We start from the raw sequence: 17,370 nt of genomic DNA on the forward strand, positions 1-17,370 counted from the left end.
GTCAACCGTGCCCGCCCAGATAGCTCTCCATAAGTGCCGGATCGACGGCGAGTTCAGCCGCCGGGCCGGACCGCCGCACCTCCCCGAGTTCCACCAGATAACCTTCGTCGGCGATCTCCAGCGCGGCCCGGGCATTCTGCTCCACGAGCAGGATGGAGACGCCGGTATTTCTGAGCTCCGAGACGATATTGAGAATGTCCGCGACGATCCTGGGGGCAAGGCCCAGGCTCGGCTCGTCGAGAAGAAGCAGCCGCGGCCGGCTCATCAGCGCCCGGGCGAGCGCCAGCATCTGCCGCTCGCCGCCGGAGAGCGTGCCGGCAAGTTGCCTGCGCCGTTCGGCAAGGCGCGGGAAGCGCGCATAGAGGTCCTCGCGCGTTTCGGCACGTTCCGAAGCGCTGCGCAGGAAGCCGCCCAGTTCGATATTGTCCTCCACCGTCATGCTGGAAAAGAGTTCACGTTTTTCCGGCACCAGGCAAAGGCCTGCGGCGACCCGGGCCTCGACCGACCGCGGCACCGGCGCGCCGTCGTAGAGGATCGAGCCCTTTGACGGGACAACCCCCATGACGGCGTTGAGCAGCGTCGTCTTGCCGGCGCCGTTCGCGCCGATCACCGTCACGATGCTGCCGGCCTTCATGGCGAGCGAGATGCCGTGCAGCACTTCGGCGCGCCCGTAGGAAACGTGGATATCGGAGAGTTCGAGCAGGTTCCGGCTCATGCCGTGCCTCCGAGATAAGCGGCGATGACGGCGGGATGCTTGCGCACGTCGGCGGGGTTTCCGTCGGCGATCAGCGTGCCGAAATCGAGCACCACGAGATGGTCGACGAGGCCCATGACGAACCCCATGTCGTGTTCCACGAGAAGCACGCCGACGCCCTCCTCGTGGAGCTTGCGCAGAAGCACCGAAAGCTCCTGCTTCTCGCCGTGCCTCAGGCCGGCGGCCGGTTCGTCCAGCAGGAGCACGGTCGGATCGGCGGCCAGCGCACGGGCTATTTCGAGAATGCGGATCTGGCCGAGCGCGAGGTCGCCGGCCGGCCGGTCACGATACTGGCCGAGGCCGACGCGGTCGAGCTGGTATGCGGCCTCTGCCAGCAGCGTCGCCTCTTCGTCCCGTTCCAGCCGGAAAAAGCTGCGGAAGACGCCCGCCGAACCGCGCAGATGCGCGCCGAGCGCGACATTTTCCAGCACCGACATGTCGGGAAGGATCTTGGCGTGCTGGAAGGTCCGGGCGATGCCGTGCCTGGCGATCTGACGCGGGCTGTCGCCGGTGAGCGGTTGCCCCTGGTAGAAGACCGAGCCGCCTGTCAGCGAGGCGATGCCGGTGATCAGGTTGAAGGTGGTGCTTTTTCCGGCGCCGTTCGGGCCGATCAGCCCGACGATCTGGCCAGCCCTGACCTCGAAGCTGACGTCGTTGACCGCAACCAGCCCGCCGAAAGCCTTGCGCGCCTTCTCGACCTTGATGAGCGGTGAGCCGGCGGGCGCGAGCGTGCGCTTTGCCAGCTTGTGCCCGGAGGCCGGGATGACCCGCTCCCGCCGTTCCGGCATGAGCCGGAGCACGAAAGGCCAGAGGCCGTCGCGGGCCAATTGCAGGATGACGACGAGCAGGCAGCCGAAGACGATCATTTCGAAATTGGCCGTCGTGCCGATGATGTCCGGCAGGAAACGCTGGAGCAGTTCCTTGAGGACGAGCACGATGCTGGCGCCGAAGATCGCGCCCCAGACGTAGCCGGCTCCGCCGACCACCGCCATCAGCAGATATTCGATCCCCATGCCGAGGCCGAAGGGTGTCGGGTTCACCGAGCGCTGCATATGGGCATAAAGCCAGCCGGAAAGCGCGGCGACGACACCGGCCAGGACGAAGACGGTCAGCTTGGCGCGGACGATATTGACGCCGAAGGCTTCGGCCGCCTGTCCGCCGCCGCGCAGGGCCCGGATGCCGCGGCCGATGCGCGAATCGAGCAGGTTGCGGGCGCCGATCGCCACCGCGATGACGAAAAACCAGATCAGATAGTAGATCGAGCCGTCGCTCAGGAAACGGTAGCCGGCGAATTCCACCGGCGGAATGCCGGAAATCCCGTCGTAACGGCCGAGCAGGTCGATCTTGCCGAAGAGGTAGTAAAGCGCCAGCCCCCAGGCGATCGTTCCAAGCGGCAGGAAGTGTCCCGAGAGGCGCACCGTGATCAGCCCGAGCGGCAGGGCGACCACGGCGCCGACGATCAGCGAAAGCGGCAGGGTGAGCCAGGGCGAGATGCCGTAACCGGTGCTCAGCACGGCGGTGGTATAGGCGCCGAAGCCGCAGAAGGCCGCCTGGCCGAAGGAGGTGAGCCCGCCGAGGCCGGTCAGAAGCACGAGGCCGATCGTTACCAGGGAGGCCAGGCCGATATTGTTCAGGAGCGTGATCCAGAACGGTGGAACCGGAAGGACCGGGATCAGGGCAAGGACGATGATGCCGGCAAGTCCCGGGAGCATGCGCTGGAAATTCATCGCTTACTCCTCCTCATGGAAAGCGTGGCTCAGGGATAGCCAGACCAGCACCGGGATGATCAGCCCGAAGACGATGACCTCCTTGTAGGAGCTGGCGAAAAAGGACGCGAAGGCTTCGATCAGCCCGACGCCGATCGCCGCCGCCGCCGTGATCGGGAAGCTGGCAAGCCCACCGATGATCGCCGCCACGAACCCCTTGAGGCCGATCAGGAAGCCGGTGTCGTAATAGATGGTCGTGATCGGGCCGATCAGGACGCCGGAAATGGCGCCGATCGTCGCCGCCAGCATGAAGGCGGTGATCCCCGTCAACTGGGTCCGCACGCCGACCAGCCGGGCGCCGAGCCGGTTGACGGCGGTGGCGCGCAAGGCCTTTCCGAGCAGGGTCCGTTCGAAAAAGGCGTAGAGGGCGACGATGATGGCGATCGTCGCGCCATAGATCCACAGGCTCTGGGCCGGCACCATCAGCAAACCGATCGTGTAGTTAGCATCCGAAAGCGGCTGGGCGCGCAGGCCTTCGGCGCCGAAGAAGACGAGGCCGAGGCCCATCATGGCGAGATGCACGCCGACCGAGCAGATCAGGAGCACGAGCACCGAGGCATCCGCGAGCGGCCGGTAGGCGATGCGGTAGATATAGTAGCCCATGGGCGCGATGATGAGGATCGTGATCAGCGCCTTGGCGAAGGAGGGCAGCCCGACAGGAGCGAGCACCGAGGTGATGCCATAGATCGCGGCGGGCAGGACGAGATTGACCGCCAGGCTGCGGAGGAACGTCCTCACGTCCGCGCCGCGCCGCATCGTCCAGAGGTCGAGCAGGAAAGCGATCGCCCCGAAGCAGACGAGCAGCATGGTCGTGGCTGGAACCCGGCCGGCGTCGAGAAGCGCCAGCGTCAGCGCGCCATAGGCGACGAACTCACCCTGGGGAATGAAGATCACCCGGGTCACCGAAAAGACCAGGACCAGCGCCAGGCCGAGCAGTGCGTAGATCGCACCGCTGGTGACACCGTCCTGGATCAGGAAGGTCGCAATCATCGCGTCCAAAGAAATTCCCCCGATTGCCGATCCCGGTGTCCGAACGCACCAGCGATCGCATGTGCCGTCATCCCGAAACGTTCCGCCCTCGGGCAGGCATGTCTCGAGGCCCGGCATGCGGCCGGGCCTCGTTTACCCGGTGGCTACTTCACGAGTTCGAACTTGCCGTCCTTGGCGGTCAGGAGCACGACGGCGCGATCGTCTAGACCGAGATGATCGTCAGGCTTGTATTCGAAGACACCCTGGCTGGCCGGGAAAGGGCCACCGGTCTCGATCGCATCCCGGAGCGCTGCGCGGAATTCCGGCGAACCGGGCTTGGCTTTCTGCAGCGCGATCGGGATCGCCTTCTTGAGGATGGCCATGGCATCATTGACATGGGCGCCGAACTGGGTGCGGGTGCCCGCGCCGAATTTCTTCTCATAGGCCGTGACGTAGGCGAGGCCCTCCTGCTTGGTCTGTGCGCTGTCCGGCTGGGCTTCCGCAACCATGACCGGGCCTGACGCGAAGACGGTGTTGTCGGCCGCCTTGCCGGCGATGCGCAGGAAGTCGAAGGTCACGGCGCCATGCGTCTGGTAGATCTTGCCGGTAAAGCCCCGTTCGCGGAGCGCGATCTGCGGCAGGGCCGCACCCGTGCCGGAGGCGCCCACGAACATCGCGTCCGGGCGGGCGGCGACAAGTTTCAGGACCTGGCCGGAAACGGAGGTATCGGGGCGGGCATAACGTTCCTCGGCAACGATCTTCACGCCATATTGCTCGCCGAGCGCCTTGAACTGGTTGACCCAGAGGTCGCCATAGGAGTCCGAGAAACCGATGTAACCGACCGTCTTGACACCGTCGGCCTTCATCTTCGCAAAAAGGTTCCTGGCGATCAGGCCGGCATCCTGCGGCAAAATGAACGTCCACTTGCCCTTGGAAATGTTCGGCGGCACCGGCGAAGCGGCGAGGTGCGGCGTGCTGGTTTCGGCGGCGACGCTGGCGACGGCGATCGAAGCAGGGGTCAGCGCCGAACCGACGATCACGTCGGCCTTGTCGTCATTGACGAAGCGGCGGGCATTGGTCGTCGCGACGGACGGGTCTCCGGCATCGTCCAGGACGATGACCTTGAGCTTCTCGCCACCGACTTCGGCCGGCCACAATTCGACGGAATTCTTGAGCGGTATGCCAAGCGCGGCGCCAGGCCCCGTCGAAGAGACGGTGACGCCGATGGTCACGTCGGCCAGCGCCGGAACTGCACTCAAGGGAAGGGACAGGGCGGCAATCGCCGTCATCCCAGCCAAAAACCGGTTCTTCATAAAATCCTCCCAGGACCAGAAGCGGGCTATCTCCTCCCCGCCCGCTATTTGTTTACAGGGAGATTGTTTCTTTGTAAACAATCTCGACAGGCACGAGCCGATGACGATGGCCGGCAGCATCCGCAGCCCATGGGCTCAGGCGGAGGTCAGATCGCGTTCCGTCCCAGCAGGCGCGCAAGGCCCGCTTCCCCGCCCAGTTCGACCGCCTCCCGGACCTGTCTGGTGCGCCGCTCCACCAGCCCCAGCATGTCCATGAATTCATCGAGTTTCCCGGCCGGCAGATCGCCGACCAGGCGTTTCTGGAGAGCATCCATGTCGGCCGCCATCCTAGCATGGACGACCGCTCCCTCGGTCGTCAGCCCTATCTGGGCCCAGCGGGCATCGCGCTCATCGGTCCGGCGATCGACCAGGCCGCGATCGACGAGTTCCCGCAGCGCCCGCGAAACCATGGCCTTGTCGATGGTCGTATGCCGGCAGATTTCCATCGCCGAGATCGGCTGGTAGCTGCCGATCGCCGAGAGCACACGCCAGATATTGAGCTTGAAGCCGTTGGCCTCGCACAGAAGGCTGACGAGCTTCACCATTTCGGCATTGCTGCGCGCCAGCCTGTAGGGGACGACTTTGGAAAGTTTTCTGGTGGAAACGGGGCGTTCATCGGTCATCGTTCAGGTCACCAATGCCCGTTGCCTGTATTCGGGAACATCCCAAAGCCGGTTGGCCATGATGTCATCGAGAATGTCGACTGCCTTCAGTACGTCGCGCTCGCCGATGTAAAGCGGCGTGAAGCCGAAGCGGATGGCATCGGGGGCACGGAAATCACCGATCACGCCGCGGGCGATCAGCGCCTGCATGATCGCGTAGCCTTCTTCATGCAGGAAGGAGATCTGGCTGCCGCGTTTCCCTCCGTCACGCGGAGAGCCGAGCCTCAGCGCCGGGCAGCGCTTCTCGACCTCCGCGACGAAGAGATCGCACAGCCTGATCGACTGGCGGCGCACCTCCGTCATGTCGACGCCCTCCCAGGCGTCCAGCGCCGCATCGAGCGCGGCGAGCCCGAGGATCGGCGGCGTGCCGACCCGCATGCGGTCGATGCCGCCGCCGGGACGGTAGCCGAGGTCGAAGGTGAAAGGCGCTTGGTGGCCGAGCCAGCCGGAGAGGGCCGGGCGAACGTTGTCCGCATGATGCGGCGCGACATAGATGAAGGCCGGAGCGCCCGGCCCGCCATTCAGGTATTTGTAGGTGCAGCCGACCGCAAAATCCGCTCCCGCGCCGGCAAGATCGACCGGCAGCGCGCCGGCGGAATGGGCAAGGTCCCAGACGGTGACCGCGCCGGCGGCATGAGCTTTCCCTGTCAGCGCCTTCATGTCGTGCAGGCGCCCGGTCCGGTAGTCCACTTCCGTCAGCATCAGCACGGCCACGGTCGCGTCGATCGCGGTCTCCACCTCTTCCGGCTCGACGATCCTCAGCTCATGGCCGTTGCCGAGCGAGCCGATGAGGCCCTGCGCCATATAGAGATCGGACGGGAAATTACCGCTGTCGGAGAGGATGATCTTGCGGTCCGGGACGAGTTCAAGGGCAGATGCGAGCGCCTGGTAAACCTTGATCGAGAGCGTGTCGCCCATCACGACCGTGCCTTCTGCCGCGCCGATCAGCTTGCCCACCCGGTCGCCGATCCGGCGCGGCATCGTCATCCAGCCGGCCTTGTTCCAGCCCTTGATGAGAAGCCCGCCCCATTCGTCGGTCATCAGCCTGGCGACGCGCTCCCTGGCCGCCAGCGGCAGCGGCCCCAGCGAGTTGCCGTCGAGATAGATGACGCCTTCCGGCAGATAGAAGAGCGAGCGGGTCCTCGAAAAATCCGTCACGGCATGCCCCTTCAAACCAGTGCAACGAAGCAACGCAGACTAGAAGCTCGCGCTTCGCATGCAAGGCGCATTCTCATCCTCGATGGACGGGTCCCGTGCATTTCCAGCTTGTGGGCCGTCATCGGCCGGCCTAACCTTGGCCTTCCTGTTCGATGCATAGGATTTTCAAGATCATGAGCGAGCCGGCGCCAGTCACAGGACCGTTTCCCCAAGAGAGCGGCATCCTGGAGTTCCTGAAAATCTGCGATGGCTTCTACCCGCCGGATGCAGTGAATGCCTCCATCGGGCAGCAAAGGGCCTGGTATGACGCGCTGTGCGCCTGTTTCGATCGGCACCTGCCGGAAGGCCTCGTTTTCCGGGACGAGATGCTGTTCGTGCCGATCCGGCGCTACCGGCCCGCCACGATCCGCACGGGAACGGTGCTGCTTTATCTGCATGGCGGCGGCTTCGTGGTCGGCTCGCTTCAAAGCCATCACGCGATCTGCGCCGAGATTGCGGACCATGTCGGGGCGGAACTGGTGTCGGTCGATTATCGGCTCGCGCCCGAACATGTGTGGCCTGCCCAGACCAACGACTGTTTCGCCTTGCTGAAACAGCTTGCCGGCCAGGGAAGGAAGATCGTGGTGGTGGGCGACAGCGCCGGCGGCAATCTTGCCGCGGGACTGGCGTTGCGCGCCCGCGACGAAAACCTGTCGGGCGTCGTCGGGCAGGTGCTGATCTATCCCGCGCTGGGCGGCGATCTGGTTTCCGGTTCCTACAAGGAGATGGAACATGCACCGGGCCTGACGACCTCGGATGTCGCCTATTACCGGGCGATCCTGAAGGCGCCGGCCGATGAGCCCGTTGCACAACCATTGCTGGCTATGGATTTCTCCGGCCTGCCTCCCGCCTATATCACGGTCGCGCATTTCGATCCGCTGAGGGACGACGGCCGGCTTTATGCGGAACGGCTGCGGCAAGCGGGGGTGGACGTAAACTTCCGCGAGGAGCCGCAGATGGTGCACGCGTGGCTGCGGGCGCGGCACATGAGCGACGGCGCCCGCGAGGGATTCCGTGCCTTGTGCGGGGCCGTCACCCGGCTCGTTACATCAGATCGCGCGGAATGACCTTTCCGAAGGTCTTCTCGAACACCTGCTTCTCGCCGTCATAGGCGAGCACGGAAGCGCTGATCAGCCAATCCCGGGCCGTGCAGGAGATGCGCGAGGTCGAAATCGTCCGCACCGACCAGCCCTTCCGCCGCATGTCGCAGGTCCAGGTCGACACTCCCGTCATGGAGAGCGGATCGTCCGGCCGGATGGACCAGAGTTCCTCGCGCCGCTGCCGGGTGGCGAGCCCGGTGTCCGGATGTTCGAAAAGCCCGGTGTCTTCAAGAATATGATAGTCGGTGCGATTGCCCGAGAGATCGCGGGTGACGTCGCGCCCCGTTTCGGCCGGTGCATGCTGGATATAGGCGGGCAGCGGGTCGGGATTGTCCGGCTGCCTCATCTCGAAGACGTTGTGTTCCCCGAGCTTCGGCATGGCGAGACCCAGCGATGCGATATCGACGGTCAGGCCGGGATCGACCGGCGGCGGCAGGACGGTCGGCCAATAGGCGGTCGACAACGATAGCCGGATTCGATGGCCTTTGCCGAAACGGTAGCCGCAGGCATCCAGCACCAGGCGGATTCCGATCGATTCCCCCGGAGCGAGTGCCTTCGGCTCGGCATTGCCGTCGCAGTGGGCGAGATTGATGACGCCGAAGGAGACGCGGGTCGCGGAGCCGTCCGGATGCACGTCGACGATCCGAGCGCAGAGATTGGCAAGCTCCGCATCGCAGCGGAGCGTTACCGTCAGTTCCGGGCGGCCGAGGAAGGATTGATCATCGGCGAGCGGCAGGGTTTCGAAAGTCAGCGAGCCGGCATCGTCGATCCGCTGGTCGCCGGCAAGTTCGGCATCCGGCTTCAGCGTGAACCATTCGCCGGCCGTCGTGCCGGTATCGAGAGGGGATCTGAGATAGACCTCGTGGGCGGGGGCATGGGGTATCGGCAGGCCTTCCACGAGCGTGCCGAATTGCTCGACATAGAAGCACTGCATCTCCGGTCTGTTCCATTCCCGCTTGGAAATCCAGAAACCGGGGTCGGTGTCGCGGCGTGGGGCCGGTTTTGGCCCGTCGAGGATATAGGCGCGCACCTGCGGCAGGTTTTCGATCCCGTTTTTCTCGCCGCGCAGCCAGCGGTTCCAGAAGGCGATCGCCTCGCCATGGAAATCGGCGCGGGGTTTCGGCCAGGCGAAATGCGGATACTTGTGCACCCAGGGGCCGATCAGCGCCCGGGATTTTTCCCCGAGTCCTTCCACCGCCAGCAATGGCGTGTTGCGGTAGCCGTCCGCCCAGCCTGCGATGACCAGCGTCGGAATCTCGACGGCCGGGAAGTCTTCCGAGATCGAACCATGCTGCCAGAAGGCGTCACGGCGCTGGTGCGAGAGCCATTCCTCCATGAAGAACGGTTCGTTCTCCAGCCGCTCCATCCACATTTCCATCCAGTGACTGCCGACGATTTCCGGGTCCGGCGGTCGGGACTGGTAGGCGAGCATGGTCGCGGCCCAGGAGAGCTGCGCGGAGAGATGGCAGCCGTTCTTGTAATGGATGTCGTCATTGTAGCGGTCGGTCGTGGAGGCGATCGAGATCACCGCCTTCAGCGCTGGCGGGCGCAACGCCGCCACCTGCAGGCTGTTGAAGCCGCCCCAGGAAATGCCCATCATGCCGACACTGCCGTTGGACCAGGGCTGCGCGGCGATCCAGGCGATCAGTTCGCAGGCATTCGCCAGTTCCAGTTCGGTATATTCGCCGTCGATCACCCCGTCCGATTCGCCGGAGCCGCGGATATCCACCCGCACGCCGGCGATGCCGGCGGCCGCGAAGACGGGATAGGTGGATTCGTCACGGGCGCTTGTTCCGTCGCGCTTGCGGTAGGGCAGGAATTCGAAGACGGCCGGCACCGGGTCCGCCTCGGCGCCGGCCGGCATCCAGATGCGGGCCGCCAGCCGCGTCCCGTCCTTCAGCGTGATCCACTGGTTTTCGATGACGGTGAAGGAGCGTTCGGTCATGTCTGCATCGCCCGATAATCCACGTCTTCAGTTCCGGCGCTTTCCATGCGCCGTGTCTTCAGCACCCGCTCCAGCCAGCCGATCTCCATTTCGGGGACGGATTTCAGGAGAAGGTCGGTGTAGTCGTCGAAAGGCGGCGAAAGCACCCGCGATTTCGGGCCGAAGCGCAGCAGCCGGCCGCGATGCATGACCGCGACGGAATCGGCGATCGCCCTGACGATGGCTATGTCATGGGTAATGAAGACGTAGGAAAGCTGTTGCTCCTCCTGCAGCTTCATCAGCAGCTTGAGGATGCCCCCCGCCACCAGCGAGTCGAGCGCCGAGGTCGGTTCGTCGCAGAGGATGAGCTCCGGTCTCGCGGCCAGCGCCCGGGCGATCGCGACACGCTGTTTCTGGCCGCCGGAAAGCTCGGCCGGATAGCGGTCGATGAAGCCGTTGCCCATCTCGATCTGTTCGAGCAGTTCCCTGACGCGGGCGGTCTTCGCCGCGCCGCGCAGGCCGTAATAGAAGGTCAGCGGCCGGCCGATGATGTCGCGCACCGTCTGGCGCGGGTTCATGGCGGTGTCCGCCGTCTGATAGATGAGCTGGATGCGGCGGAGATCGTCACGCGGCCGGTTCTTCAAGGCCGGGGTGAGCGGTCTGTCCTCAAAGGTGATCCTGCCTTCGTTCGGCGGCAGCAGGCCGGTGATGACGCGCGCAAGCGTCGACTTGCCGGAACCGGATTCACCGACGATCGCCAGCGTTTGGCCCTTGCAGAGATGCAGGGAGACGCCATGCAGCACCTTGAAGCCGTTGGAATACTGGGCGCTCACATCGTCCACCCTGAGGAGCGGCTTCGACTGGTCCGCCGCCTCGTGACGGATCTCCTGGCGGACATTCACGAGTGCCCGCGTATAATCCTGCGCCGGCGTCTCGATGATCTGCTGAACGGGGCCGTATTCCACCGTCCTGCCGTGGCGGAGCACCATGATGTCGTCGGAAATCTGCGCCACGACGGCGAGGTCGTGAGTGATGTAGAGCGCGGCGGTGCCGGTCTCCTCGATCGCATGCTTGATCGCGGCGAGAACGTCGATCTGGGTGGTCACGTCGAGCGCCGTGGTCGGTTCGTCGAAGACGATCAGTTCCGGGTTGGAGCAGAGCGCCATGGCGGTCATGGCGCGCTGCAACTGGCCGCCGGAAACCTGGTGCGGAAAGCGGTCGCCGAACGTGTCCGGGTTCGGCAGGCCGAGAACGCGGAAGAGATGGAGCGCCCGCTGGCGTGCATCTTCCCTGCTCATCAGGCCGTGCATCACGGAGGCCTCGATCACCTGGCCGCCGAGCCGGTGGGCGGGATTGAAGGCCGCCGCCGCCGACTGGGCGACATAACAGACGCGCGCGCCGCGCACCTTGCGGATGCCGTTCTTGCCGAGCGCGAGGATGTCGGTGCCGTTCAGCGTCACTTCGCCGCCGGTGATTTCCGCGCCGCCGCGACCATAGGCGAGGGCGGAAAGGCCGATCGTCGACTTGCCGGCGCCGGATTCGCCGATCAGGCCGAGCACCTTGCCCTTCTGCAGGTCGAAGGAAACGCCGTCGACGATGGTGATCCGTTTCGGCGGCTCGCCGGGCGGATGGCTCGTTGCCTCGATCTTCAGGTTGCGAACGGAAAGAAGTTCAGGCATCGCCACGGCCTCCCTTGAGGCTGGAGGTTCGTTTGAGCAGCCAGTCGACCACCAGATTGACGCAGACGGCAAGCGCCGCGATCGCCGTGCCGGGCACCAGTGCCGCGGAAATGCCGAAGATGATGCCGTCCTTGTTGTCCTTCACCATGCCGCCCCAATCCGCTGCCGGCGGCTGAATGCCGAGGCCGAGGAAGGAAAGCGTCGAGAGGAACAGGATCGAGAAGGCGAAGCGCAATCCGAACTCGGCAAGCAGCGGCGAAAGCGTGTTCGGCAGGATTTCGCGGAAGATGATCCAGGCCCTGCCTTCGCCGCGGAGTCTTGCCGCCTCGACGAATTCCATGACGGCGACATCGAGCGCCACGGCCCGGCCAAGGCGGTAGACGCGGGTGGAGTCGAGGATCGCCATGACGAGGATCAGCACGATCAGGTGCTGGGGCAGGACGGCGAGCACGACGAGCGCGAAGATCAGCGTCGGGATCGACATCATCAGGTCGTTGAAGCGGGAGAAGACCGTATCGATAAGTCCGCCGGAGACGGCGGCGACAAAGCTCAGAAGAATGCCGAGCGAGAAGGAGATGACGGTCGCCGCGAGCGCCACGAAGAGTGTCGTCCGGGTGCCGTAGATCAGCCGCGAGAGGATGTCGCGGCCGAGATTGTCCAAGCCGAAGATGAATTGCGCATCCGCCTCCTGCCAGACACCACCGACCACCTCGGTCTCTCCGAAGGGCGCGATCAGGGGAGCGAATACGGCACAGAAAAGGGCAAGCGCGATGCCGAGCATGCCGATCCAGGCGGTGATGGGGATATCTCTCAGCCTCATCGCGGATGCCTCAGGCGCGGGTTGGCGACGATCGCGAGGATATCGGCCAGCATGTTGAGGAAGATGTAGACGGCGGCGAAGATCAGCCCGCAGGCTTGCACCACGGGCATGTCGCGCACAGTCACGGCATCGACCATGTACTGGCCCATGCCGGGATAGACGAAGACGACCTCCACCACCACCACGCCGACGACGAGATAGGCGAGGTTGAGCGCCACGACGTTGATGATCGGCGCCAGCGCATTCGGCGCCGCGTGCCTGACGATCGCCCGCCAGGCGGAAAGTCCCTTGAGTTCGGCTGTTTCCATGTAGGCCGAGGACATGACGGAGAGGATCGCGGCCCGGGTCATGCGCATCATGTGGGCGAGTACGACGAGCACCAGCGTCGCGGTGGGCAGCGCGATCGCCTCGACCCGCTTCAGGAGGCCCATGCCTTCGTAAACGGTGGCCGGAAAGGTCGCGATGCCGAAATTCACCGCGAAATAGAGGATCAGCAGGTAACCGATGAAGAATTCCGGCAGCGAGATCGCCGCGAGCGATATGACGTTGATGATCTTGTCCGGCAGGCGGTTGCGGAAATGCACCGACAGCATGCCGAGCCCGACGGCGAGCGGTACGGCGATGATCGCGGCAAAACCGGCAAGGAAGAGCGAATTGCCGAGCCGGTTGCCGACCTGTTCGGAGACGGAGTTCCGGCTCGCCCAGGACGTGCCGAAATCCCCCTGCACGGCGCCGCCCAGCCATTCGAAGTAGCGGGTGACGAGAGGTCGGTCGAGGCCGAGTTCGGCGCGGATATTGGCGACCGCCTGCGGCGTCGCCGACTGGCCGAGATAGGTGGTGGCGAAATCGCCCGGCAGCGCCTCGACGCCGCCGAAGATCAGCACGGAGACGGCAAAGAGCAGCAGGAGCGACAGCAGCATGCGCTCGACGATCAGGGCGAGAAGCGGGAAACGCTCCCTGAAACGCAGGCCGGGCAGGCTTTCGGTTCCCTGGGAATTGGACATCGGCAAGGACCTCTTCTGAAACGGAAGGAGGATCGCGGTTTTTGCCCGCGATCCCGCAGTCGAGCGGCGAACCGCCTTTCAGAATTCAGGCATCCAGCCAGACGCGGGTGGCGACATAGCCGTTCGACATGTCGTTGCCGATGTCGTGGACGTAGCCCTTCACCTTCTTGCTGGCGGCGTTCACGAAGTCGTTGAACATCGGCAGGATGAGGCCGCCCTCGTCGCGCACCATCAGCGCCATGGCGCGGTACATGTCCTTGCGCTTGCCTTCGTCGAGTTCGGACCGCGCCTCGAGCAGCAGCCTGTCGAAGTCCGGCCGTTTGAAGCGCGTGTCGTTCCAGTCGGCGGTGGAAAGATAGGCGGTGGAATACATCTGGTCCTGGGTCGGGCGGCCGCCCCAATAGGATGTGGAGAAAGGCTGTACGTTCCAGACATTCGTCCAGTAGCCGTCGCCCGGCTCTCGCTTCACCTCGATGTTGATGCCGGCCTTCCTGGCGCTCTGCTGGTAGAGCACGGCGGCATCGACCGCGCCGGGAAAGGCCACTTCCGAGGTGCGCAGCAGCACCGAACCGCTATGGCCCGACTTCTTGTAGTGGAAGGAGGCCTTGTCGGGATCGTAGGCGCGCTGCTCGATCCCTTCCGGGAAGAGCGCGTAGGTGCTGTTGATCGGGAAGTCGTTGCCCACCTTGCCATAACCGCCGAGAATGGTCTTCACCATGTTTTCGCGGTCCATGGCGTATTTGAGCGCGAGCCGCAGGTCGCTGTTGTCGAACGGCGCCTTGTCGCAATGCATGATGAAGACATAGTGGCCGCGCCCCGAAGTCGAGAGGACTTCGACGGTCGGCGCGCGCTTCAGCAGCGCCACCGTCTTCGGGTCCACGCGGTTGATATAATGAACCTGGCCCGAGGAGAGCGCCGCGATGCGTGCCGTTGCGTCGTTCATGGCGATGATTTCGACGGAATCGACAAAACCGCGATCGGAGCGCCAGTCGTCCTTGTTCTTCTCGAAGGTGGCGCGCACGCCGGGCTCGAAGCTTGCGACCTTGTAGGGGCCGGTGCCGATCATGGCGTTCGGATCGTCGGTGCCGCCGTTCGGCTGGATGATCAGATGGTAGTCGGTCAGGAGCAGGGGCAGGTCGGCATTGCCCTCCGTCAGCGTCAGCACGAGGTTGCCGCCGTCCGCCTTGATCTCCTTGATGGATTTCATCACGCCGAGCGCACCCGATTCCGCCTTTTCGTCCGTGTGGCGCTTCAGCGTCGCGACGATATCGTCGATCGTCAGGGTCTTGCCGTTGTGGAATTTCACGCCGGAGCGGATCTTGAAGGTCCAGGTCACGGCATCGGCGGAAGGTTCCCAGCTTTCGGCCAGCGCGGGAACGGGCTTGCCGGTCAACGGCTCGGATTCCACCAGCATGTCGCCCCAGCAACGGCCGGCGGCGAACATGAATTGGGAAAGCGCCTTGGCCGGGTCCCTGGAATCGGTCGCCGCGGCGCCCTCCAGGCCCAGCTTCAGATGCCCGCCCTTCCTGGGCTGCTGTGCCTCGGCGCTTTCGATGAAGAGCTGGCTTGCGGCCGTCAGCGTCAGTCCGGCTGCCATGGCGCGGCCCATGAATTCGCGGCGATTCATGCCGCCCGCGGTCACGCGGCCGGCCAGATATTTCATGAAGTCGTTCATTCCCCTGTTCCTTTTATCGTTGAGCGTTGGAAATGCGTTCTTCGGGCGCATCCTGCGGTTTCCTCCTCCGCGTGCCGGATGCGTCCGTTATCGATGCCGGGAAATGTTCCGGTTGCCGCCGGTCTTTCCGTCCTCATGAGAAGGGTGGATCGCGGCTGTTCTCCGCCGTTCGATCGCACCGGATTCCGTTTCTTGCCGTTGGCGAGGTCTTGCAGGGGATTAAGGTTCGGATCGCGCCCATGCGCTGCATCCTGAGCGACATAAAGTGCCGCCTATGCGACGGTTCGTGCCACATGTGGCTTTTGTTCACGCGATGGGCGGTCGTTCACCCGCGAGCGATCGCATGGAAGAATGTGCCGCTGACAAGGTCGCGACGTCCCCCCGACGGCCCGATTTCCCTGGCCGTACCGTCGGCGATCGTCGCGACGGGCTCATCGGTGCCCCGTGACACCACGCTGGCATAATGAAACTCATGGCCGCGGATGGTTTCGTCCGTTTGCCCGATCGGGCAGGCGGCCAGCAATTTCGCCTGGCGATAGCCGAGGTTCATCCTGCGCTTGGCGAAGCTGGTGCGATGGGAGAGCAGCCCGGCCATGACATGGGTGATGCCGTCGGCATCCTCCAGCGTTTCGCCGAGCACCATGTAGCCGCCGCATTCGCCATGGACGGGCTTCGCGGCGGCGAAGCGCGCGAGGCCCGCCTTGAAATTTTCCGCCGCTGCCAGTTTTCCGGCATGCAGTTCGGGATAACCGCCGGGCAGCCAGCAGACGTCGCAATCGCGTGGCGGCGCCTCGTCCGCGAGCGGTGAGAAGGGAACGATTTCCGCGCCGCTGGCGCGCCATTCCCGCTGGATATGCGGATAAAGGAAAGTGAAGGCGGCATCCCATGCCAGCGCGATCCTCTGGCCCGGCGGCGGCAAAGCCCTGTCCGGAGAACCCGGCGGGAGATCGAAGGGCTTTGCGGCCGCCAGGATCGCATCGAGGTCGAGCGAGCGTTCCATCGCATCCGCCAGCCGCTCGATATGGGCGTCCATTTCCGGATGTTCACTCGCCTGCACCAGGCCGAGATGCCGTTCGGGCAGGATCAGCGTCGGATCGCGCAGGACGGTGCCGACGACGGGGAGGCCGAGCGCCTCGATCGCATCGCCGGAAAGCTTCCTGTGCCGCTCGCTGCCGGCGCGGTTGAGGATGCAGGCCGCGATCTTCACCGCCGGATCGTAGTGTATAAAGCCGCAGGCGACGGCGGCGGCCGTCTGGCTTTGGCCGGACACGTCCAGCACCAGCAGGACCGGCAGGCCGAAGAGACGTGCGAGATCGGATGCCGCGCCGGACCGGTTCGGTTCGGTGACGATGCCGTCGAACAGGCCCATGGCGCTTTCGATCAGCAGGAGTTCCGCATCCTCCGCCTGTTCCCGCGCCAGGTGACGAAGCAGGTCCGGCGCCATCGCCCAGCTATCGAGATTGAGGCCGGGCAGGCGGGTTGCCGCCTCGTGGAAGCCGGAGTCGATATAGTCGGGGCCTGTCTTGATGCCGCGCACCTTCACCCCGCGGCGGGCGAAGGCACGCAGGAGCCCGATCGTGACGCTGGTCTTGCCGGAGCCGGAGCGCGGCGCGCCGATGATGAGGGCGCGGGCCGTCATTCGGCGCGTCCCGAAAGGACCGCCTGCATGGAGACGATCTTGCCGATGACGATCAGCGCCGGAGCCGCGAAGTTCTGGCGTTCGACCTCCGCCTCGACCGTCGCAAGGGTGGCGATCAGGGAGCGCTCCTGCGGCGTCGTGGCCGACATCAGCACCGCGACGGGTGTTTGCGCCGGCATCCCGCCTTCCATCAGAAGCCTGGCGATCGTGCCGATGGTGCCGACGCCCATATAGACGACGATCGGTTCGCCGGTCCTTGCGAGCGCCTTCCAGTCGAGGTCGCCGGAACTGCCGGCTGCATGGCCGGTCGCCAGCGTGATCGCCCGGCTCATCCCGCGCATGGTGGCGGGAATATTGGCCGCCGCCAATGCCGCAAGGGCGGATGTCATGCCCGGCAGGATGCGGAAAGGAATGTTCTCCCGTGCGAGCGCCTCGGCCTCCTCACCGCCCCGGCCAAAGACGAAGGGATCGCCGCCCTTCAGCCGCAGCACGCGTTTTCCCTTGCGGGCGAGATCGATCAGCAGCCCGGTTATCTCCTCCTGGGAGATCGAAGGCCTGCCCCCGCGTTTTCCCACGAAGACCATTTCCGCCTTCCCGGCGAGTGAGAGCACCGCATCCGAGACGAGCGCATCGTGGACGACGACATCCGCCTTGCCGAGCGCGTCCACCACTTCGAGCGTCAGATGGCGCGGATGGCCCGGGCCCGCGCCCGCGAGCCAGACATGGCCGGGCTGGAAGGCAGGCGCCTCCAGAAGGGTTTCGATGCTTTCGCTCAGATGCATGTGCAAACCTTTTGCCGGCATTCGCCGGCCGGGATATAGAAACGGCC

14 protein-coding genes are annotated in these 17,370 nt (G+C 64.9%); 1 reads left to right on the forward strand and 13 read right to left on the reverse strand.

Going from position 1 to position 17,370, the window contains the following annotated elements; all coding sequences use genetic code 11:
- Nucleotide 1: 1 nt before the first annotated feature.
- The 6 genes from ACFFP0_RS31760 to kynU form a co-directional block, all read right to left on the reverse strand.
- A complete protein-coding gene (locus ACFFP0_RS31760; RefSeq protein ID WP_377266227.1) occupies nucleotides 2-715 on the reverse strand; it encodes an ABC transporter ATP-binding protein in 714 nt (237 codons plus the stop codon).
- A complete protein-coding gene (locus ACFFP0_RS31765; protein WP_377266228.1) occupies nucleotides 712-2,481 on the reverse strand; it encodes a branched-chain amino acid ABC transporter ATP-binding protein/permease in 1,770 nt (589 codons plus the stop codon). Before ACFFP0_RS31765 ends, ACFFP0_RS31760 begins: the two co-directional genes overlap by 4 nt.
- A gap of 3 nt (nucleotides 2,482-2,484) precedes the next feature.
- Nucleotides 2,485-3,519 carry a branched-chain amino acid ABC transporter permease gene (locus tag ACFFP0_RS31770; protein ID WP_377266229.1) on the reverse strand — a complete coding sequence of 345 codons (1,035 nt, stop codon included), beginning with the start codon at nucleotides 3,517-3,519 and terminating at the stop codon, nucleotides 2,485-2,487.
- A gap of 134 nt (nucleotides 3,520-3,653) precedes the next feature.
- On the reverse strand, nucleotides 3,654-4,802 hold the full coding sequence (locus ACFFP0_RS31775) for an ABC transporter substrate-binding protein (RefSeq protein WP_377266230.1): 1,149 nt from the start codon (nucleotides 4,800-4,802) through the stop codon (nucleotides 3,654-3,656).
- 146 nt (nucleotides 4,803-4,948) lie between these two features.
- On the reverse strand, nucleotides 4,949-5,464 hold the full coding sequence (locus tag ACFFP0_RS31780) for a MarR family winged helix-turn-helix transcriptional regulator (RefSeq protein ID WP_377266231.1): 516 nt from the start codon (nucleotides 5,462-5,464) through the stop codon (nucleotides 4,949-4,951).
- A 3-nt stretch (nucleotides 5,465-5,467) separates the two neighbouring features.
- Nucleotides 5,468-6,661 carry a kynureninase gene (gene kynU, locus ACFFP0_RS31785; RefSeq protein WP_377266232.1) on the reverse strand — a complete coding sequence of 398 codons (1,194 nt, stop codon included), beginning with the start codon at nucleotides 6,659-6,661 and terminating at the stop codon, nucleotides 5,468-5,470.
- A 173-nt stretch (nucleotides 6,662-6,834) separates the two neighbouring features.
- Here kynU and ACFFP0_RS31790 point away from each other — a divergent pair, with 173 nt between their 5' ends.
- Nucleotides 6,835-7,767: an alpha/beta hydrolase gene (locus tag ACFFP0_RS31790; RefSeq protein ID WP_377266233.1), complete on the forward strand. Its 933-nt coding sequence runs from the start codon at nucleotides 6,835-6,837 to the stop codon at nucleotides 7,765-7,767.
- On the opposite strand, the gene ACFFP0_RS31795 is transcribed toward ACFFP0_RS31790, so the two are convergent.
- The 7 genes from ACFFP0_RS31795 to cobA all read right to left on the reverse strand — a co-directional run bounded on the left by ACFFP0_RS31795 (nucleotide 7,745) and on the right by cobA (nucleotide 17,323).
- Nucleotides 7,745-9,745 carry a CocE/NonD family hydrolase gene (locus tag ACFFP0_RS31795; protein WP_377266234.1) on the reverse strand — a complete coding sequence of 667 codons (2,001 nt, stop codon included), beginning with the start codon at nucleotides 9,743-9,745 and terminating at the stop codon, nucleotides 7,745-7,747. The genes ACFFP0_RS31790 and ACFFP0_RS31795 overlap by 23 nt on opposite strands.
- Entirely contained in the window at nucleotides 9,742-11,403 is a 1,662-nt protein-coding gene (locus ACFFP0_RS31800) for an ABC transporter ATP-binding protein (protein WP_377266235.1), read from the reverse strand. Before ACFFP0_RS31800 ends, ACFFP0_RS31795 begins: the two co-directional genes overlap by 4 nt.
- The gene (locus ACFFP0_RS31805) at nucleotides 11,396-12,223 is read right to left on the reverse strand and encodes an ABC transporter permease (RefSeq protein WP_377266236.1); all 828 of its coding nucleotides are present in this window, start codon (nucleotides 12,221-12,223) and stop codon (nucleotides 11,396-11,398) included. The genes ACFFP0_RS31800 and ACFFP0_RS31805 overlap by 8 nt, the downstream gene beginning before the upstream one ends.
- Entirely contained in the window at nucleotides 12,220-13,227 is a 1,008-nt protein-coding gene (locus ACFFP0_RS31810; protein WP_377266237.1) for an ABC transporter permease, read from the reverse strand. The genes ACFFP0_RS31805 and ACFFP0_RS31810 overlap by 4 nt, the downstream gene beginning before the upstream one ends.
- Nucleotides 13,228-13,312: 85 nt before the next feature.
- Nucleotides 13,313-14,902, reverse strand: coding sequence for an ABC transporter substrate-binding protein (locus ACFFP0_RS31815; RefSeq protein WP_377266238.1), 1,590 nt, complete (start codon nucleotides 14,900-14,902; stop codon nucleotides 13,313-13,315).
- Nucleotides 14,903-15,227: 325 nt separating this feature from the next.
- Nucleotides 15,228-16,541, reverse strand: a complete 1,314-nt coding sequence (locus tag ACFFP0_RS31820; protein ID WP_377266239.1) for a cobyrinic acid a,c-diamide synthase CobB — start codon at nucleotides 16,539-16,541, stop codon at nucleotides 15,228-15,230.
- Complete coding sequence (cobA, locus tag ACFFP0_RS31825; protein WP_377266240.1) at nucleotides 16,538-17,323, reverse strand: uroporphyrinogen-III C-methyltransferase; 786 nt, start codon at nucleotides 17,321-17,323, stop codon at nucleotides 16,538-16,540. Before cobA ends, ACFFP0_RS31820 begins: the two co-directional genes overlap by 4 nt.
- Between the last annotated feature and the right edge of the window lie 47 nt (nucleotides 17,324-17,370).

This window comes from Neorhizobium puerariae (genome assembly GCF_042429745.1).
Lineage (GTDB): Bacteria > Pseudomonadota > Alphaproteobacteria > Rhizobiales > Rhizobiaceae > Neorhizobium > Neorhizobium puerariae.